The sequence below is a fragment of the Minwuia thermotolerans genome, assembly GCF_002924445.1.
Lineage (GTDB): Bacteria > Pseudomonadota > Alphaproteobacteria > Minwuiales > Minwuiaceae > Minwuia > Minwuia thermotolerans.
Window position 1 is genome coordinate 139,763 of sequence record NZ_PIGG01000014.1, and the last position, 18,425, is coordinate 158,187.

Genomic DNA, 18,425 nt, shown 5'->3' on the forward strand with positions numbered 1-18,425 from the left:
CCGACATGAGCGACAAGACCAACGGCGACAGCGAGGAATACGGCGCGAGTTCCATCAAGGTGCTGAAGGGCCTGGACGCCGTACGCAAGCGCCCGGGCATGTACATCGGCGACACCGAGGACGGCTCGGGCCTGCACCATATGGTCTTCGAGGTCGTCGACAACGCCATCGACGAAGCGCTGGCGGGCCACGCGGATACCGTCGAGGTGATTCTGGACGCCGACGGCGCCTGCATCGTCACCGACAACGGCCGTGGCATTCCCGTCGACCTTCATGAAGGCGAGGGCATGTCGGCGGCGCAGGTGATCATGACCCAGCTGCACGCCGGCGGTAAGTTCGACCAGAATTCCTACAAGGTCTCCGGCGGCCTGCACGGGGTCGGCGTGTCGGTGGTCAATGCGCTGTCGGAATGGCTGGAACTGACCATCCGCCGCAACGGGCGCATCCACTACATGCGCTTCGTGCACGGCGAGCCCCAGGGCGACCTGGAGGTGATCGGCGAGTACGAAGGCCGTTCCGGCACCATGGTCCGCTTCCTGCCCAGCCTGGACACCTTCAAGGAGATCGAGTTCGACTTCGGCATCCTGGAGCATCGCCTGCGCGAGCTGGCCTTTCTCAATTCGGGCGTGCGCATCCTTCTGGAAGACCGCCGCCACGTCGAGACGCGGCGGGAGGAGCTCTACTACGAGGGCGGCACCGAGGCATTCGTCAACTATCTCGACCGCAACCGCTCGGCGCTGATCAAGAAGCCGATCATGATGAAGGGCGAACGCGAGGGCGTGACCGTCGAGGCGGCGCTGCAGTGGAACGACGGCTATCACGAGAACGTCCTCTGCTTCACCAACAACATCCCCCAGAAGGACGGCGGCACGCACCTGGCCGGCTTCCGCGCGGCGCTCACCCGCTGCGTCAACACCTTCGCCGCCAACAGCGGCATCGCCCGCAAGGAGAAGGTCTCGATCACCGGCGACGACGCCCGCGAGGGACTGACCTGCGTCCTGTCGGTCAAGGCGCCGGACCCGAAATTCTCCAGCCAGACCAAGGAGAAGCTGGTTTCATCGGAGGTTCGCCAGCCGGTGGAGAACCTGGTCGGCGATGGCCTGAACCTGTGGTTCGAGGAGAACCCGACCGAGGCCCGCGCCGTGGTGCAGAAGATCGTCGAGGCCGCGGCGGCGCGCGAAGCCGCGCGCAAGGCCCGCGAACTGACCCGGCGCAAGTCCACCCTCGACCTGGGCGGCCTGCCCGGCAAGCTGGCGGACTGCCAGTCGCGGGATCCGCAGGAAAGCGAGCTCTACCTGGTGGAGGGCGACTCGGCGGGCGGTTCCGCCAAGCAGGCTCGCGACCGCCGCACCCAGGCGGTGCTGCCCCTGCGCGGCAAGATCCTGAACGTGGAGCGCGCCCGCTTCGACAAGATGCTGGGTTCGACGGAGATCACCGCCCTGATCACGGCCATGGGCACCGGCATCGGCCGCGAGGACTTCGACATCGCGAAGCTGCGCTACAACAAGATCATCATCATGACCGACGCCGACGTCGACGGCGCCCACATCCGCACGCTGCTGCTGACCTTCTTCTACCGTCAGATGCCGGAGCTGCTGGAACGGGGACACCTCTTCATCGCTCAGCCGCCGCTCTACAAGATCACCAAGGGCAAGTCGTCGGTCTATCGCAAGGATCAGCGCCAGTACGAGGACTACCTGATCGAGAATGGCCTGGCCGAAGCGACCTTCGTCGATTTCAACGGCGTCCAGCACGGCGGCGGCGAACTGCACGAACTGGTGGGCCGGGCGCGGCGCGTGCGGCGGCTGCTGGACTCCATCGGCAAGAAGTATCCCGACTGGGTGGTCGAGCAGCTCGCCATCGCCGGCGGTCTTTCCCCTGCGGTCTTCGGCGATCCCGACAGGATGACGGAGATCGCGGCCTCCGTGGCAAAGCGGCTGGATGTGCTGTTCCCCGACTATGAGCGTGGCTGGGAAGCGCGCCGGGCCGGGGACGGCAGCCTGATCTTCGAACGTGAGGTACGCGGCGTCCGCGAAGCCTATGTCCTGGACCGGCGGCTGATCGAAAGCGGCGAGGCGAAGCGCCTCGACGAGATGACCGCGGAGATGCAGGCGCTCTACGAACGGCCGGGCACGCTGATGATCAAGGACAGGGAACACGCCATCTATGGCCCGGTCACCCTGCTGGCCGCAGTGCTGGATGCCGGCCGGCGCGGCCTTACCGTGCAGCGCTACAAGGGCCTTGGCGAGATGAACCCGGACCAGCTGTGGGAAACGACCCTGGATCCCAATGCGCGCACGCTGCTGCAGGTCAGGGTCGACCATCTGGAAGATGCCGATCAGGTCTTCTCCACCCTGATGGGCGATGTGGTCGAACCGCGCCGCGACTTCATCCGCGAAAACGCGCTCTCGGTGGTCAATCTGGACGTCTGAGCGGGGTCCGAGCGAAATTGAGGCGGCAGCGCAGCGCCCGGTTCCGGCCAGGCCGGGCATTTGCCACACCCACGCCACGGCGGATGTGAAATGAAGCGCGCATGTTTCGCTGGATCCTGAAGTGGGGCGGCCTGGCAGGCGTTGGCGCCCTGGCGGTGCTGCTCGTCCTGCTGCTGCACGACCTCCCCGCGCCGAAGGAGCCCATCACCGGCGGCACTGTCGCCGTGCTCGACCGCGACGGCGGGGAACTGGCCGTGTACGGCGCGCCCGGCAGCCGCGCGGTGCCGCTGGAACGCCTGCCGGAACACCTGATAGACGCCGTCATCGCCATCGAGGACAGGCGCTTCCACAGCCATTTCGGTCTCGACCCGCTGGGCATCGCCCGGGCGCTGTGGACCAACGTCACCTCGGGGCGCGTCGTCCAGGGCGGCAGCACGATCACCCAGCAGCTCGCCAAGAACCTCTATCTCGAGTCCGACCGGACCCTGAAGCGCAAGGCGCAGGAGGCGGTGCTGGCGCTGCTGCTGGAGGCGCGCTTCAGCAAGGACCGCATCCTGGAACTCTATCTCAACCGGGTCTATCTGGGCGCCGGCACCTATGGCGTCGAGGCGGCGGCGCAGCGCTATTTCGCCAAGCCGGCAGCCCGGCTGACGCTGCGCGAGTCGGCGCTGATCGCCGGTCTGCTGAAGGCGCCAAGCCGCTATGACCCGACCCGCAACCCCAGCGGGTCCGCCGAGCGCATGCGCCTGGTCGTGGAATCCATGGTCGACGCCGGACGGCTGTCTGAGGAAGAGGCGAAGGCCGTGCTCCAGTCCCCGCCCGTCCCGGTGGCCCGGCCGCGCCAGGACAACCTGCAATACGCGACCGACTGGGCGCGCGAACAGGTCGCCCTGCTGGCCGGCGACTGGTCGGGCGACATCAAGGTCTGGACCACCATCGACCGGCGCATCCAGTCGGCGGCGGCAGACGCGCTGGCGCGGCACCTCGGCGGCGAGGGGCAGAAACGCAAGGCCGGCCAGGGCGCGGTGGTCGTGCTCGACCAGGACGGCGCCGTCCGCGCCATGGTGGGCGGCAAGGACTATGGCCGCAGCCAGTACAACCGCGCCGTCCGTGCGCGGCGGCAGCCCGGTTCGGCCTTCAAGCCCTTCGTCTATCTGGCGGCGCTGGAGAACGGCTGGTCGCCGAACGACGTCATCGAGGATTCACCCGTCGCCGTCGGCGACTGGCGGCCGCAGAACTACGGCGACAGGTATCTCGGCCGCGTGACGCTGACCGAGGCGCTGGCGCGTTCGGCGAATACCGCCTCGGTGCGCCTGTCGGAGTCCATCGGACGCGACAAGGGCATCGAGATGGCCCATCGGCTCGGCATCAACTCCGACATCCCGGACCATCCTTCGGTCGTCCTGGGCACGGCGGAGGTCAACGTGCTGGAACTCGCCGCCGCCTATGCGCCGATCGGCAATGGCGGCCAGGGCGTGCTGCCGCACATCGTGCTCCGCATCGAGGACGAGAACGGCCAGGTGCTGATGCGGCGCAGGGGCGGCGGCCCGGGTCGTGTGCTGGCGGCACGGGACGCGGCCCGGATGGCGGCGATGCTGCAGGCGGTGATGACCTATGGCAGCGGCCAGGGCGCCAGGATCGACCGGCCGGCAGGCGGCAAGACGGGCACCACCCAGGACAACCGCGACGCCTGGTTCGTCGGCATCACCGCCGACATGACCGCCGCCGTCTGGGTCGGCAACGACAACAACGCGCCCATGCAGAGCGTCACGGGCAGCGGCCTGCCGGCCAGGATCTGGCGCGACGTCATGCTGGCCGCCCACCGGGGCATGCCGGCCCGGCCCCTGCCCGAAGCGCCGGGCGTACTGGCGACGCTGCGGGACACGGTCGACCCGCCGGCGCGCGCGGACGACGAGGCCGGCGGTCTCTGGGGCCGCATACGGGACTTCCTGGATGGCCGCGCCGGCGGCAGGGAGCGCGGCAGCGGCAACACGGGAAACCGGGAGGAAAGCTATCCGGGGGCCGACTACGAGGTCCAGTCGTCCCCCTGAGCGTTCAACGCCCCCGTTCCGCGCGGTTCAGCAGGCGCGCCGTCGGCTCAGGGCCGCAGATGCTCGACGAACCAGTCGCGGGCGGCGCCGGCGGCCTGATCGATATGGCTGAGATAGGGGTCGTAATGGCGGCAGTCGAGCCGGACGAGCTTCTTCGGCTCGCCGGCCAGTTCGTAGGTCTCGATCTGCCCTTCGACCGGCGTCTGGGTGTCGCGGGCGGCGACGATCATCATCAGCGGCGTCGGTGCGACACGGGCGGCGAACTGGTGCGGCTCGTATTCCCGGATCATCTCCAGGCTGCGAAGCGTCAGCTTGTTGGGATACCTGCCTTCCTTGTCCGAGGCCTTCGCCCATTCCTCGGTTTCAGAGCCCTCCATGGCGGCGGGAACGGTTTCAGGGGCGCTCCCGGCGTAACGCGCCTCGCGGTCCTTCGTCATCCGTTCCAGCGTGCGGGCCCGCGCCTTCTCCGGCACCCAGGCCTCGAAGGTGCGTGCGCCGTGGGTGAAGGGAACCTGGGAGACGACGCACTTCACCCGCCGGTCGAGGGCGCCGACGGTCAGCACGTGCCCGCCCGAATAGCTGGTGCCCCAGATGCCCAGACGCTCGGGATCGATGCCGTCCAGCGTCCGGGCGAAACTGATGGCGTCGCGCATGTCGCGGACCTGCGCCCAGGGATCGGCCTCGCAGGCGGGCTCGCCGCCCGAGTCCCCGAAACAGCGATGGTCGTAGCAGAGCACGGCCAGCCCCGCCTGCTGGAACACACGCGCCACGTCGTCCAGGTTCATGCGCCGGATCGCCGAGAGCCCGTGGCTCATGACGACGACCGGCGCGCCGGCCGCCGCCGGATAGAACCAGGCGGCGAGATCGACGCCGTTGGCCCGGAATGAGATGTCCTGTCGTTCCGCCATTCTCCGCCTCCCCTCGGTGATGGTCACCACGCCATTCTAGGCGAATGGCCGCGACCCTCAACCGAGGACATCAACATGGCAGGGCGGCGGGAAACCGTCAGGCCGCGGCGGCCTGGCGCTTCTTCTCCTCCTCCTCGTAGAGCTCCTTCTTGGAGAGCTTGCCGACGAGGGTCTTGGGCAGTTCGGCGCGGATTTCCATGTCGGAGATCATCTCGTGCTTGCCGAGCTTGTCCTTCAGGAAGTCCTTGAGTTCCTCGAGGGTGAAGCCGGAAGCGCCTTTCTTCAGCTTGATGAAGGCCTTGGGCGACTGGCCGCGGTATTCGTCGTGGATACCGATGACCGACACCTCCTCGACCGAGGGGTGCTGATAGATGGCTTCCTCGATATTGCGCGGATAGACGTTGAATCCGCCGCACAGGATCATGTCCTTGGTGCGGTCGACAATGAAGAGATAGCCGTCCTCGTCCATGTAGCCCACGTCGCCGGTGCGGAAGAAGCCGTCCTCGGTGAATGCCGTGGCGTTCTCCTCGGGCTTGTTCCAGTAGCCCTTCATGACATTGGCGCCCTTGATGCAGATCTCGCCGCGCTCGCCCATGGGCAGGGTCTTCGCCGGGTCGTCCACGTCGACGAACTTGAGCTCGATGCCGGGCATGGGAATGCCGCAGGAGCCGGGCTTGGCCTTGCCCTCCATCGGCGTGGAGACGCCGGCAGGGCTGGTCTCGGTCATGCCCCAGCCCTCGGCCAGCTTGCAGCCCGTCAGCTTCTCGAACTTCTGCGCCACCTCGACCGGCAGCGGCGCGCCGCCGGAGGCGCAGAACTTCAGCGAGGAAAGATCCATCTTCTCGATGCCGGGATAGTTCACGATGGCGTTGAACATGGTCGGCACGCCCGGGAACATGGTCGGATCTTTGGCCTCCAGATCCTTGATCACCGCTTCCAGCTCGAAGCGCGGATGCAGGATGATCTCGGCACCGAAGCGCATGGCCAGCAGCATGTTGATCTGCAGAGCGTAGATGTGGAACAGCGGCAGCACGGCCAGGATGCGCTCCCGGCCTTCCTCCAGCGCGCTCTCGCCCGCCGAATTGTTGGTCACGTACATACTGGTGGCCGCGGTCAGGTTGGCGTGGGTCAGCATCGCGCCCTTGGGCAGGCCGGTGGTGCCGCCGGTGTACTGGAGCACCGCCACTGTCTCGTCCAGATTCGTCACCTGGTGAGGGGCGAAACGGCCATCATTGGCGATCAGCTTCTTGAACGTCAGATGCCGTTCGTCGGACGGCACCTTGGCGATCTCCTTGCCCTTGGCGAGCGGAAACAGCCAGTTCTTCGGCCAGGGGAGCACATCGGTCAGGCTGCCGGTGACGATCTTCTTGAGCCGGGTGCGACCCAGCATCTTGGCCATCTGCGGGTAGAGCGCGACCAGATCAAGCGTGACCATGATGTCGGTCTGGCTGTCCTCGATCTTGTGTTCCAGTTCCTTCTCGGCGTCGAGCGGCGAGTAGTTCACCACCGTGCCGCCGGCCTTCAGGATGCCGTAGAAGCTGACGACGTAATGCGGGGTATTCGGCAGAAAGAGACCGACATGCACGCCGGGCCCGACGCCCAGCGCCTGGAACCCCTTCGCGGCCCGGTCAACCATATCGGACAGCTCGGCGTAAGTGGTCTTCTTGCCCATGAAATCGAGGGCGTTGCCGTCGGGCCAGGCCTTCACCGCGTCATCAAGGATCTGATAGACGGGAAAGGTCGCGATCGGCGCGTCCCACTGAACGCCCGCCGGATAGGATTTGAGCCACGGATGCTCGGCCAAAACGGTCCTCCCAATCATGTCGCCGCCGCCTGCGCCCTGGACGGCAGGCGCTCGAATGAATTGCGCACTCCATACAGTGTGCGCCAGAACGTCGCAACACGCAAAGGCGGCGCAGCACGCCGGCGGGAACGGCCCGGCGGGCCGGCGGGGGAACTGGCGAGGGGGGGGGTCAGGCGCTCTCGTGAAGGGCGGCGGCTGCCGGTGCGGCGCGGCGGGGGAAGAAGCAGCGCCAGGTGCGGGCCAGCGCCAGTGCCGCAGGAAATACCGCCGCCGTATTGAAGGCGACATTGGCCTCATAGCCCATGGACCACGAGCAGATGTTGTCGATGACATACCAGAGGGCGATGGTGCCGGCGACCAGGACAAAGGCCCAGGGTTCGCCGCGCCGGAAAGGGCCGTTGACGACCATGGCCAGCGCCATGAGCCAGGCCAGCATGATGCAGCCGGTCATCGCGAAGGCAAAGTGGGCATAGCGCATCGCCTCGGGACCGAGTTCGGGCGGCGGGACCGTGACCCCGTAGAACATGGGCAGGAACAGAAGCTGCATCGTCGAGGGCAGCAGAACCAGACCGGCCGCGAACAGCGCGGTCGCGCCGATCGTCGCATTGAGCACATGTCGCCAGAGCGCCGGAACTTGGTCGGTCATGAAGATGGTCTCCCGCACGGGGTCGAACCGTCAGCAGACCACGACTTTCATAACGCCCGGTTAACGACGGCCCTGGGGGCCGGAGCTCTGGCGTGTCAGTCGCCGAAGAATAGGAAGGCCCGGACCTCGATGCTTTCCCGCGCCGGGGCGCCGGCTGGCGTTGCCGGATCGTCGAAAGCGGTGTGCGGCGTGAACCGCGAGCGCCCGTCGGTGGCCGAGTCGTAACTCTTCAGGAACAGCACCTCGTCGACGCTCATGTCCGGGAACCAGACCCAGCGATGGGCGGGATTGTGCGCAGTCTCGTAGATCTCGCCCACCCGGTCGTCATAGACGAGATCGGTCGGGATAAGATCATCGGGCGCCAGGCTGCCGGCTTCGGCCACGGCCAGCGGCGCGCGGTTCACCGGGCCCGTGATCGGACGCCAGACGTTCACCTCGGCAAAGCGGCCTGACAGCAGATCGTCCGCCTCGGCGCCGGCAAGCTGACGCACGCGCTCGGGTCCGGATTTCTCCGTGTAGTCCACATGGGCGCGGCGCACGGGCTCGCGCTTGCCCAGCTCCCGGCTGCGCGCACCGTCATCGATGCGGATGGTGTGATCGAAGATCAGCACCCGGCGGGCGCCCGTCTCCCGCTTCAGCAATGCCTCAAGCTCACGGTAGTAGACGTCCTCCACCTCGGCCTCGTCATAGAAGTTCCGCACCGCGCTCGGCGCCTCGCGCAGCGCGAAGCCGTCCCGGTCCAGATCGAAGCCGCCGGCCGCATGCCGGCCGTTGCGGATGGCGACCCGCACCGGCTGGTCCGGATGGGTCCGCTTCGACACGCCGCCGCCCATGGGCGGGATGAAGACCTTGTGGCGCCTGCCGTCGATCGGGGTATAGACGATGTCCGCCTCGACGATGTCGCGGCTGGCGGCGACCTGCTTCAGCGCGGTATCCGGCATGTTGCTTGTTCCTCCGGGGCGTTTGTTCGCTGACCACCAAGATTGTCCGGCGGGGCCGGCTTTTCCAGCGAGGAGTTCTCACCCGCCGGCCTAGCTTTGCTAGCGCGTAGGACGTGCCGGCGATGCAGGACCCGCCGCGCCCGGCCTGCGGAATGTCGGAGAAGCCTCGGGAAAATGTGACAATCTCCCTGTGGCACATGACGGCCGGGGGCGAAGCGGAATGAACGATAGCTGGATCATCACAGGCGGCGAAGTACTGACACCGGAAGGGCTCCGCGGCGGCGACATCGCTTTCTCGAACGGCGTGATCGGCGATGCGTCGCCAGATGCGCGGATCTTCGACGCGGGCGGCCTGCTGATCCTGCCCGGCATCGTCGACATCCACGGCGACGGCTTCGAGCGCCAGATCATGCCGCGCCCGGGCGTCAGCTTTCCGCACGAAGTGGCGCTGCCGGAGACCGACCGGCAGCTTGTCGCCAACGGAATCACCACCGCCTTCCACGGCCTGACAATTTCATGGGAACCGGGGCTGCGAAGCCTGGAGGGCGCCCGCGGCTTCATCGAAGCATGGCGCGCCGTTCGCTCCGGCCTGCGTGCGGACACCCGTCTGCATCTGCGCTGGGAGACCTTCGCACTCGACGCCGCCGATACCGTCTGCGGCTGGTTCGGCCTCGATCCGAAGCCGATCGTCGCCTTCAACGATCACACCACCGGCACTGTGCGGATGGGCCGGACGCCGGGCAAGCTGGACCAGTGGGCCGCAAGGGCGGGTCTGTCGGTCGAGGACTACAGCGCACTGCTGGACGGCGTCTGGGCCCGGCGGGACGAAGTCCCCTGCGCAATCGACCGCATGGCGGCGCGGGCGCGGGAACGCGGTCTGGTGTTGCTGGCCCATGACGAGACATCGCCGGCCGAGCGGGAGCGCTTCCGCGCCCTGGGTGCGAAGACCTCGGAGTTCCCCATGACCCGGGAAACGGCCGCGGCGGCGCGGGCCGCGGGCGAACATGCCGTGCTGGGTGCGCCCAACGTGCTCAGGGGCGGCAGCCACACGGGGGCGCTCGACGCCGCGGAGGCAGTGGCCGAGGGCCTCTGCACCGTACTGACCTCCGACTACTTCTACCCCGCCCCGCTGATCGCCGCTTTCCGGCTGGCTGAAGCGGTCGGACTCGAGCGGGCCTGGCCGCTGGTTGCGCGCAACGCCGCCGAGGCGGCGGGCCTGGTCGACCGAGGCGAACTCCGGCCGGGACTTCGTGCCGATGTGATCGCGGTCGAGACAGTTCCGGACGCCGCGCCCAGGGTCGCGGCTGTGTTTGTCGCTGGCCGGCAGGTCCACCTGGCGCCCTGAAGCCCTCGCCGTGGATTTCATTGGGCCGGATGCAGGCGGGCTTGCTATCATCGGCGCGGAACCGTGTTCGCCGTGGAAAGCCCGCGATGTTCGAGGATGCTCTCGCGACAGCGGTCGCCGGAGGCGACCAGCTTGGCCTGAACCGGCTGTTCGCAGACGAAGGACTGGAGCCGCCGTTGATCACATGGTCGCCGGCGACCAATGAACTCCCGGCCGCGCCGCTCAGGTTTCTCAACGACTACTGGCGGGGACTGCCGAAGACCGGCGGTCTGCCGCAGGCGCGCGCGGTCGATCCGCTGGCGATGAAGCCGGCGCTCGGCTACATCATGCTGCTCGACGTGCTGGATGGCGGCGCGGATTTCCGCTACCGCGTCTATGGCAGCAGGATCGCCCAGCATTCCGGATTCGACATGACCGGCAAGAAGACGTCCGAGATCGGCTCGAGCAACTACGTCTCGGTCTTTTTCCTGTGCATGTACCGCGCGGCGATGATCCGCCGGGAGGCAGTCTACACGCGCCACAATCCTGCGGCCCACGTATCGGTGCGGACCTGGGACCGGCTGCTGCTGCCGCTCGCCGGCGACGAGGGGTTGGTCCAGCGCATCCTGGCCGGCAATGTCGCGGGCGACTGGCGTCCGGTGTTCGCCGCCGGCTGAGCGCCCCTATTCGGCGGGCGACATACGGTAAAGAGCGCCCTCGCCTTCCGCCAGGAACCAGATCGCGCCGTCGGGCCCCTCCGCGATGTCGCGGATCCGTTCGTAGTCGCCCTCGAACAGCCGCTCCTCCCCCGTGATCCCGTCGCCGTCGCGCTGCAGGCGGCTGATGAAATCGAACTTCAGGGAGCCGACGAAGATGTCGCCCTCCCAATCGGGCCAGAGCCGGCCGGAATAGATGGCCATGCCCGACGGCGCGATCGACGGATCCCAGTAATAGACGGGCTGTTCCAGGCCCGGCGCGTGCGTGCCGACGCCGATCTTCGCGCCCGAATAGTGGGTGCCATAGGAGATCCGGGGCCAGCCGTAGTTGCGCCCCTTCTCCGGCCGGTTGATCTCGTCGCCGCCCCTGGCGCCGTGTTCGTTGATCCAGAGGCGGCCCTCGGCATCCAGGGCCGCGCCCTGCGGATTGCGGTGGCCCAGGGACCAGATCTCGGGCAGGCCGCCGCCGTCGGCGAAGGGATTGTCAGCCGGTATGGAACCGTCGCGCCCGATCCGGATGACCTTGCCGTTGTGGGCCTGGAGATCCTGCGCCGCATCGCTGCGGCCGCGATCGCCGATCGTCAGGAACAGTGTGCCGTCCGGAGCCTCGATGATGCGGCCGCCAAAATGCTGGCCCCGTTCGCTGGCGCGGTCGAGGCGGAAGATCACCCGGACATTCTCCAGCCGCTCGCCATCTTTCGACAGCCGCGCCACCGCCAGCGCCGTCGCCTGGCCCTCGGGACGCGGTTCGGCGTAGGAAAGGAATATCTCCCGGCTGTCCGCAAAATCGCGCGCGACCACGAGATCGAGCAGACCGCCCTGCCCTTCGGGCGAAACCTCCGGCACGCCTGCGACTTCGTTGCGGCCGTTCCCATCGCGGTCGACGCGCCAGAGCACCCCGGTGTCCCGCTCGGTGATCAGCATGCCGGCCCCGGGAAGGAAGTCCACGGCCCAGGGCCGGCTGAGATCGCCGACGACCCGTTCGACCCTGACCTTGCCGGCCGAGGTCTCATGGATCTCCGCCGCGAAGGCCGGCAGCGCGATCAGCGCCAGGGCCACGGTAAACAGGCTCGCTCGCATGGGAGATCCTCGTGTTGCATGATGGCGGACAGCGCCGGTCGCGATCGGCCGATCGGATGGATGTAGGGCCGGCGTGCGTCAGGTTGAAGGCCGGACCGGCGCCGATCGGATGCGGGGCTCAGGCGGAATGGACGAAGGCAAGCTGGTTGAGCGACCAGTCGTCGATGCGGTAGGCGGCGCCTTCCTTCAGTTCCAGCTTCTCTGAGACGACCTGGAAGCACAGCAGCCGGTTCACTTCTCCGTGCTGGCCATAGGGCATCGCGATCCGACGCGATTCACGCGCGATCTCGTCCTGGGCGACCACGAAATCGTGACTGGAGTAGATCGGCTGCACGGCCCGCGCGCAGTCCCGCAATTGCTCGACGATCAGCTCGGCATAGGGCGTGCGTCCCATCAGGTCATAGGGCGTGAGACCGACGGTGGGCCGGCCGACCGCGCGGCGCATGGCCTCGCCCGTCAGGCGATAGGTCGGCGACAGATCCTCGCCGACCTCGAACAGGATGACCGACTCGGCCAGCGCGGGCACCATGAACGGATCGATCAGGCTGCGGTCCGGCAGTCCCCCGGCGGCATCGCGCTGATCGAACCAGCGCCGCAGGTGCTCCCGGAATCCTGCCTCCGCGACATCGTCGATGGATATATGGGCCTGCACGATGGACATGGGTGGATCGCCAACCTCTCTGGCAACGAATGCGGCGCATCAAGGCATCTACAACGCGGCGATCCCAACTGCTATACCGCCCGCATGTTTGATGGAAGCCCATCCGAGAATCCGGTCCTGCTGGCCGTCGACACCGACGATGCCGGGCAGGCGCGCGGCATCGTCGCCGAACTTCAGGACGAGGTCGGCGGCTTCAAGCTCGGGCTGGAGTTCTTCGCGGCACACGGCCCACAGAGCGTGCGCGAGACCGCGCCCGCCGGGCGGCGGCTGTTCCTGGACCTGAAGCTGCATGACATCCCGAACACTGTCGCCGGGGCGGTGACCTCCGCCGCCAGCGCCTGCCGGCCCGACCTGCTGACCGTCCACGCCCAGGGCGGGGCGGCGATGATCCGCGCCGCGCGGCAGGCTGCCGAAGCCTTCGGCGCGGCGCGCCCGGCCATTGTCGCCGTCACCGTTCTGACCAGCCTCGATGATGCGGACCTGGAAGCGATGGGCGTCGCCGGCGGCGCGACCGATCAGGTCGTGCGCCTGGGCCGGCTGGCCGTCGCGGCGGGGGCGGACGGCCTGGTCTGCAGTCCGAAGGAAATCGCTCCCCTGCGCGAAGCGCTCGGACCGGACCCGATGCTTGTCGTGCCGGGCATCCGCATGGCCGGCGACGCGCTCGGCGACCAGAAGCGGATCATGACGCCGCGCGACGCCATGGCCGCCGGCGCCACCTATATCGTGGTCGGCCGTTCCATCACCGCCGCCGAAGACCGCCGCGCCGCCGCGCGGCGGGTGGCGGCGGAGGCAGGCGCGGCATGAAACTGCAGGCCAAGATCTGTGGGCTGAACACCCCCGAAGTGGTCGATGCTGCGGTGCGCGGCGGCGCCGACGCCATCGGTTTCGTCTTCTATCCGCCGTCGCCACGGAGCATCTCGCCCGAGACTGCGGCGAGCATCGGCCGCCAGACCGGCCGGGCGACCCGGGTCGGCCTGTTCGTGGACCCCGACGATGGCTGGCTCGACGCGGTGCTGACGGGTGCGGCGCTGGACATGATCCAGCTCCACGGTTCGGAGACGCCCCAGCGCGCGGCGGCCATCGGCTCCCGCACCGGCCTGCCGGTGATGAAGGCCATCAGGATCCGTGGACCGGAGGATTTCGGCGCCGTCGACGCCTATGACGGCGCCGCCGACTGGCTGCTGTTCGACGCCAAGCCGCCAAAGGGCCAGGGTCATGGCCTGCCGGGCGGCAACGGCGTCGCGTTCGACTGGCGGCTGCTGGCCGGACGCAAGTGGAACCGCCCGTGGATGCTTTCGGGCGGACTGGACGCGGAGAACGTGGCCGAGGCGGTCCGCATCAGCGGCGCAGCCTGGGTCGATGTCTCCTCCGGCGTAGAGAGCGCACCCGGGACGAAGGATCCCGCGCGGATCGCGAAGTTCCTCGACGCCGTCAAATCCCTCTGAAAGAGGACCGAGCATGAACGTGCAGAACAACCCCAACTCCTTCCGGAACGGCCCCGACCAGCGCGGCCATTTCGGCGCGTATGGCGGACGCTACGCCGCCGAGACCCTGATGCCACTGCTGCTGGAGGTGGAGAAGGCATGGAACGACGCGAAGGCCGATCCGGCCTTTCAGGTCGAGCTCGACGAGTACCTGAAGCACTATGCCGGCCGGCCGAGCCCGCTCTATTTCGCGGAGCGCCTGACGGAGTACTTCGGCGGCGCGAAGATCTATTTCAAGCGCGACGAGCTCAACCACACCGGCAGCCACAAGATCAACAATTGCATGGGCCAGATCCTTCTGGCCCGGCGCATGAACAAGCCGCGCATCATCGCCGAAACCGGCGCCGGCCAGCACGGTGTGGCGGCGGCGACCGTGGCGGCGCGCTTCGGCCTGCCCTGCACCGTCTACATGGGCGCCGTCGACGTCGAACGGCAGCAGCCGAACGTATTCCGCATGAAGCTGCTGGGCGCCGAGGTGATCCCCGTGAAGTCCGGCTCCTCGACGCTGAAGGACGCCATGAACGAGGCCCTGCGCGACTGGGTCACCAATGTCGAGAACACCTTCTACATCATCGGCACCGCGGCGGGGCCGCACCCCTACCCGGAACTGGTGCGCGACTTCCAGTCGGTGATCGGCAACGAAGCGAAGGAGCAGATGATGGAGCGGGAGGGCCGCCTGCCCGACACGCTGGTGGCCTGCATCGGCGGCGGCTCCAACGCGATCGGTCTGTTCCACCCATTCCTGGACGATCCTGAGGTCGAGATCTACGGCGTCGAGGCCGCCGGGCGAGGCCTCGAGACCGGCGAGCACGCCGCCTCGCTGACCGGCGGGCGGCCGGGCGTGCTGCATGGCAACAAGACCTATCTGCTGCAGGACGACGACGGTCAGATCACGGAGGCGCACTCGATCTCCGCCGGGCTCGATTATCCGGGCATCGGTCCGGAACACGCCTGGCTGAAGGATGTCGGCAGGGTGAAGTACGTCTCCGCCACCGACGACGAGGCGCTGCAGATGTTCCAGCTCTGCGCCCGCAAGGAGGGCATCATTCCGGCGCTGGAGCCGGCCCACGCCCTGGCCCACGTCGCCAGGATTGCGCCGGACCTGCCGGAGGATCACATCATTCTGATGAACATGTGCGGCCGGGGCGACAAGGATGTCTTCGCGGTCGCCCAGGCCCTGGGGGTGGAGATATGAGCCGGCGCATCGAGGCGCGCTTCGCCCAGCTGAAGGCGGAGGGGCGCGCCGCCCTGATGCCGTACGTCATGTCGGGCGACCCCGACCGCGAGACGGCGATGCGGATCCTGCACGGCCTGCCCGAGGCCGGGGCCGACCTGATCGAACTGGGCATGCCGTTCACCGACCCCATGGCCGACGGCCCCTCGGTTCAGGAGGCGGGGCTGAGGGCCCTGGCCGGGGGACAGACCCTCGCCCGCACGCTGGAGATGGTGACCGAGTTCCGCCGCGGCGACCCGGCGACCCCGATCGTCCTGATGGGCTATTTCAACCCGATCTTCTCCTATGGCGTGGACCGCTTCGCCGCGGACGCCGCGACGGCGGGGGTGGATGGTCTGATCGTCGTCGACCTGCCGCCGGAGGAGGACATGGACCTGCTGGCCGCAGCCGGCGCGAAGGATATCTCGCTGATCCGCCTTGCGACGCCGACCACCGACGACCGCCGCCTGCCGACCGTTCTCGAGAACACGTCCGGGTTCATCTACTACGTTTCCGTCGCCGGCATCACCGGCGCGGCGAGCCTGGACACGGAGGCCGCGGCGAAGGCCGTGCGCCGCCTGAAGCGCCACAGCGACCTGCCCATCGCCGTCGGCTTCGGCATCAAGACACCGGAGCAGGCCGCGGCCGTCGCGGAGGTCGCGGACGCCGCCGTCGTCGGCTCGGCGATCGTGAATCGCGTGAAGGAAGCGGGCGGCGACCGTGACAGGGCCGTCGCGGGCGTCCTGCAACTGGTGCGCGACCTGAGCGCCGGCGTGCGCTCGGCCCGCCGAGAGACCGTACCGGCAGAATAGGAAGATCCATGAGCTGGCTGACCAACACCGTACTGCCCAAGATCGGGCTGGGCCGAAAGAAGGACAGCCCCGACAATCTCTGGGAGAAATGCCGTTCCTGCGGCCAGATGGTCTTTCACCGGGACCTGGAGCAGAGCCACCGCGTCTGCCCCCATTGCGACCATCACATGCGGCTCAAGGCCGGCGCGCGGCTGCGCCTGCTGTTCGACGACGGCAAGTTTACCCGCGTGCGGACGCCCGAACCGCCGCTCGATCCCCTGAAATTCAGGGATGCGCGGCGCTATACCGACCAGCTCAAGGAAGCCCGCTCGGCCTCCGGCTCGGACTTCGCCGTCGAGGTCGGCTTCGGCCGTATCGGCGGACTGGCGGCTGTCATCGCGGCGCAGAACTTCTTCTTCATGGGCGGCTCCGTTTCGGCCGGCGAGGGCGAAGCGATCATCGCGGCGGCCGAGAAGGCCGTCGAGAAGGATGCGGCGCTGGTGGTCTGCGCCGCCTCCGGCGGCATGCGCATGCAGGAGGGCATCCTCTCGCTGATGCAGATGCCGCGCACCACGGTGGCGCTGCAGCGGCTGAGGGACGCCGGTCTGCCCTATATCTGCGTGCTGACGGACCCCACGACCGGCGGCACCACCGCCAGCTTCGCCATGATCGGCGACGTGACCATCGCCGAGCCCGGCGCCCTGATCGGCTTCGCCGGCCCGCGGGTAATCGAACAGACCATCCGCGAACAACTGCCCGACGGCTTCCAGCGCGCCGAATACCTGCTGGATCACGGCATGGTCGACATGGTGATCCACCGCCATCAGCTCGCCGAGACCGTCGCCCGCGTCATCTCGCTGCTGCGGGTCAAGACCGTGGAGCCGCCAAAGCCCCTGCCGAAGCCCGACGCCGAGGTCGCCATCCCCATGCCCAACGAGGCCGTCGAGGAGACCCCGTCGGCCGGAGCCGGAACGAAGGCCGAGGGTAAGTCGGAGAAGAAGACCGGGGGCAAGTCCGAGAAGAAGTGAGCGCGCCGCTGAGCGATGCCATTCTGGCCCGGATCGACAGCCAGTCGGTCCGCAAGATGGAACTGGATCTGGAGCGTCTTCCCGCGCTGCTGGAGCGGCTGGGCGATCCGCTCGACCGGCTGCCGCCGGTCATCCACGTCGCCGGCACCAACGGCAAGGGATCGGTCGTCGCCTTCCTGAGGGCGATGCTGCGCCATGCCGGTCTCGACGTGCAGTGTTTCACCTCGCCCCATCTGCACAGGGTCACCGAGGAAGTCACGCTGTCCGGCGGCGAAATACGCGACGCCGAGTTCGCCCGGCACCTGCTGCGCGTCGAGGACGCCAATGACGGCGGCGTGCTGAGCAGCTTCGAGGCGCTGACGGCAGCCGCCTTCCTCGCCTTCGCCGAGGATACCGCCGACGTGCTGCTGCTGGAGACGGCGATGGGGGGCCGGCTGGACGCCACCAACGTCGTCCGCCAGCCGGCGCTGACCGTGATAACGCCCATCGCGCTGGACCACATGGCCTATCTGGGCGATACCATCGCCGAGATCGCCGCGGAGAAGGCCGGAATCCTGAAACCCGGTGCGGCCTGCGTCGCCGGCCCCGAACATCCGGACGCCGTGGCGGTCATCGAACAGCGGGCCCGGGCGCTCCAGGTTCCCCTGCGTCTCGCCGGCCGCGACTTCACGGTCGATCCCGAATCCGGTCTCTATAGCGGCCAGAGCGAAATCGCGCTCCCCGTCCCCGGCCTCGCCGGGGCCCATCAGTGGCGCAATGCGGCGCTCGCCGTCGCAGCGCTGGAGTCGTTCCGCCCCGGCCTGTTGCCCGAGGCCGCCGCAGGGCTCGCCAAAGCCCAATGGCCGGCGAGGATGCAGCGTCTGGACATCCAGGGGCGCGAGATCTGGGTCGATGGCGGCCACAACCCACATGCCGCCGCCGCGATGGCGGGCGCGCTGCAGGTTCTGCCGCCGAAACCGCTCTGCCTGATCGTCGGCATGCTCGACAGCCGTCCCGTCACGCCCTTCCTGGCTGCGTTCCAGCACCTGCGCCCGCTGGTGATCGGCGTCGCCGCCGGCCGGCAGCCGGTCTACACCGCCGGCCGTCCCCATCCGCCGGAGGAGATCGCATTCGCCGCGGGCCGGCTCGGCCTGGAGGCGCGGGTCGCCGGGTCCCTCGCCGAAGCCGTCGGGATCGCGCGGCGGGAACGCGGCGCGCCGCGCACGCTGGTGACCGGTTCGCTCTACCTCGCCGCGGAGATGCTGGCGGAGGCCGAACCGCCCATCGCCTGACTGGCCCCCGGCCGCGGAAGCGGGCATCATCTCCGGCGACGGGCCGCCGGCCGGCGGCGCCCAGCACGATCGATC

General features: G+C 68.3%; 16 protein-coding genes. 10 read left to right on the top strand and 6 right to left on the bottom strand.

What is annotated here, in order from left to right; translation table 11 throughout:
- The first annotated feature begins 5 nt into the window (after positions 1–5).
- Complete coding sequence (gyrB, locus tag CWC60_RS03000) at positions 6–2,432, top strand: DNA topoisomerase (ATP-hydrolyzing) subunit B (protein ID WP_109792576.1); 2,427 nt, start codon at positions 6–8, stop codon at positions 2,430–2,432.
- Between the two features lie 101 nt (positions 2,433–2,533).
- The gene (locus CWC60_RS03005; RefSeq protein WP_109792577.1) at positions 2,534–4,483 is read left to right on the top strand and encodes a transglycosylase domain-containing protein; all 1,950 of its coding nucleotides are present in this window, start codon (positions 2,534–2,536) and stop codon (positions 4,481–4,483) included.
- Between the two features lie 47 nt (positions 4,484–4,530).
- Here CWC60_RS03005 and CWC60_RS03010 read toward each other — a convergent pair whose 3' ends face one another.
- The 4 genes from CWC60_RS03010 to CWC60_RS03025 all read right to left on the bottom strand — a co-directional run bounded on the left by CWC60_RS03010 (position 4,531) and on the right by CWC60_RS03025 (position 8,782).
- Positions 4,531–5,391 (bottom strand): alpha/beta hydrolase, encoded by an 861-nt coding sequence (locus CWC60_RS03010; RefSeq protein ID WP_109792578.1) that lies wholly within the window; start codon positions 5,389–5,391, stop codon positions 4,531–4,533.
- A gap of 97 nt (positions 5,392–5,488) precedes the next feature.
- The gene (locus tag CWC60_RS03015; protein ID WP_206419744.1) at positions 5,489–7,195 is read right to left on the bottom strand and encodes a long-chain-fatty-acid--CoA ligase; all 1,707 of its coding nucleotides are present in this window, start codon (positions 7,193–7,195) and stop codon (positions 5,489–5,491) included.
- 169 nt (positions 7,196–7,364) lie between these two features.
- Positions 7,365–7,841, bottom strand: a complete 477-nt coding sequence (locus CWC60_RS03020) for a hypothetical protein (protein ID WP_109796322.1) — start codon at positions 7,839–7,841, stop codon at positions 7,365–7,367.
- 95 nt (positions 7,842–7,936) lie between these two features.
- Entirely contained in the window at positions 7,937–8,782 is an 846-nt protein-coding gene (locus CWC60_RS03025; protein ID WP_125182715.1) for a CmcJ/NvfI family oxidoreductase, read from the bottom strand.
- Between the two features lie 220 nt (positions 8,783–9,002).
- Between CWC60_RS03025 and CWC60_RS03035 the strand changes: the two genes are divergently transcribed.
- Together CWC60_RS03035 and CWC60_RS03040 are read left to right on the top strand one after the other, a co-directional pair.
- Positions 9,003–10,127, top strand: coding sequence for an alpha-D-ribose 1-methylphosphonate 5-triphosphate diphosphatase (locus CWC60_RS03035; RefSeq protein WP_109792583.1), 1,125 nt, complete (start codon positions 9,003–9,005; stop codon positions 10,125–10,127).
- Positions 10,128–10,213: 86 nt separating this feature from the next.
- The gene (locus tag CWC60_RS03040) at positions 10,214–10,783 is read left to right on the top strand and encodes a PAS domain-containing protein (RefSeq protein ID WP_164516339.1); all 570 of its coding nucleotides are present in this window, start codon (positions 10,214–10,216) and stop codon (positions 10,781–10,783) included.
- Positions 10,784–10,789: 6 nt separating this feature from the next.
- Here CWC60_RS03040 and CWC60_RS03045 read toward each other — a convergent pair whose 3' ends face one another.
- Both CWC60_RS03045 and CWC60_RS03050 read right to left on the bottom strand, forming a co-directional pair.
- On the bottom strand, positions 10,790–11,902 hold the full coding sequence (locus CWC60_RS03045) for a PQQ-dependent sugar dehydrogenase (protein ID WP_109792585.1): 1,113 nt from the start codon (positions 11,900–11,902) through the stop codon (positions 10,790–10,792).
- A gap of 118 nt (positions 11,903–12,020) precedes the next feature.
- Positions 12,021–12,563, bottom strand: coding sequence for a PAS domain-containing protein (locus CWC60_RS03050; protein ID WP_109792586.1), 543 nt, complete (start codon positions 12,561–12,563; stop codon positions 12,021–12,023).
- Positions 12,564–12,647: 84 nt separating this feature from the next.
- Here CWC60_RS03050 and pyrF point away from each other — a divergent pair, with 84 nt between their 5' ends.
- Genes pyrF through CWC60_RS03080 form a run of 6 tightly spaced genes read left to right on the top strand, consistent with a single transcriptional unit; the run spans position 12,648 to position 18,350 of the window.
- Positions 12,648–13,367 (top strand): orotidine-5'-phosphate decarboxylase, encoded by a 720-nt coding sequence (gene pyrF, locus CWC60_RS03055; RefSeq protein ID WP_109792587.1) that lies wholly within the window; start codon positions 12,648–12,650, stop codon positions 13,365–13,367.
- On the top strand, positions 13,364–14,008 hold the full coding sequence (locus tag CWC60_RS03060) for a phosphoribosylanthranilate isomerase (RefSeq protein ID WP_109792588.1): 645 nt from the start codon (positions 13,364–13,366) through the stop codon (positions 14,006–14,008). Before pyrF ends, CWC60_RS03060 begins: the two co-directional genes overlap by 4 nt.
- Before the next feature lie 13 nt (positions 14,009–14,021).
- Positions 14,022–15,242 carry a tryptophan synthase subunit beta gene (gene trpB / locus CWC60_RS03065; RefSeq protein ID WP_109792589.1) on the top strand — a complete coding sequence of 407 codons (1,221 nt, stop codon included), beginning with the start codon at positions 14,022–14,024 and terminating at the stop codon, positions 15,240–15,242.
- The gene (trpA, locus tag CWC60_RS03070) at positions 15,239–16,072 is read left to right on the top strand and encodes a tryptophan synthase subunit alpha (protein WP_109792590.1); all 834 of its coding nucleotides are present in this window, start codon (positions 15,239–15,241) and stop codon (positions 16,070–16,072) included. Before trpB ends, trpA begins: the two co-directional genes overlap by 4 nt.
- Complete coding sequence (accD, locus tag CWC60_RS03075) at positions 16,069–17,079, top strand: acetyl-CoA carboxylase, carboxyltransferase subunit beta (RefSeq protein ID WP_420891146.1); 1,011 nt, start codon at positions 16,069–16,071, stop codon at positions 17,077–17,079. Before trpA ends, accD begins: the two co-directional genes overlap by 4 nt.
- Positions 17,076–18,350: a bifunctional folylpolyglutamate synthase/dihydrofolate synthase gene (locus CWC60_RS03080; RefSeq protein ID WP_109792592.1), complete on the top strand. Its 1,275-nt coding sequence runs from the start codon at positions 17,076–17,078 to the stop codon at positions 18,348–18,350. The genes accD and CWC60_RS03080 overlap by 4 nt, the downstream gene beginning before the upstream one ends.
- Positions 18,351–18,425: the final 75 nt, after the last annotated feature.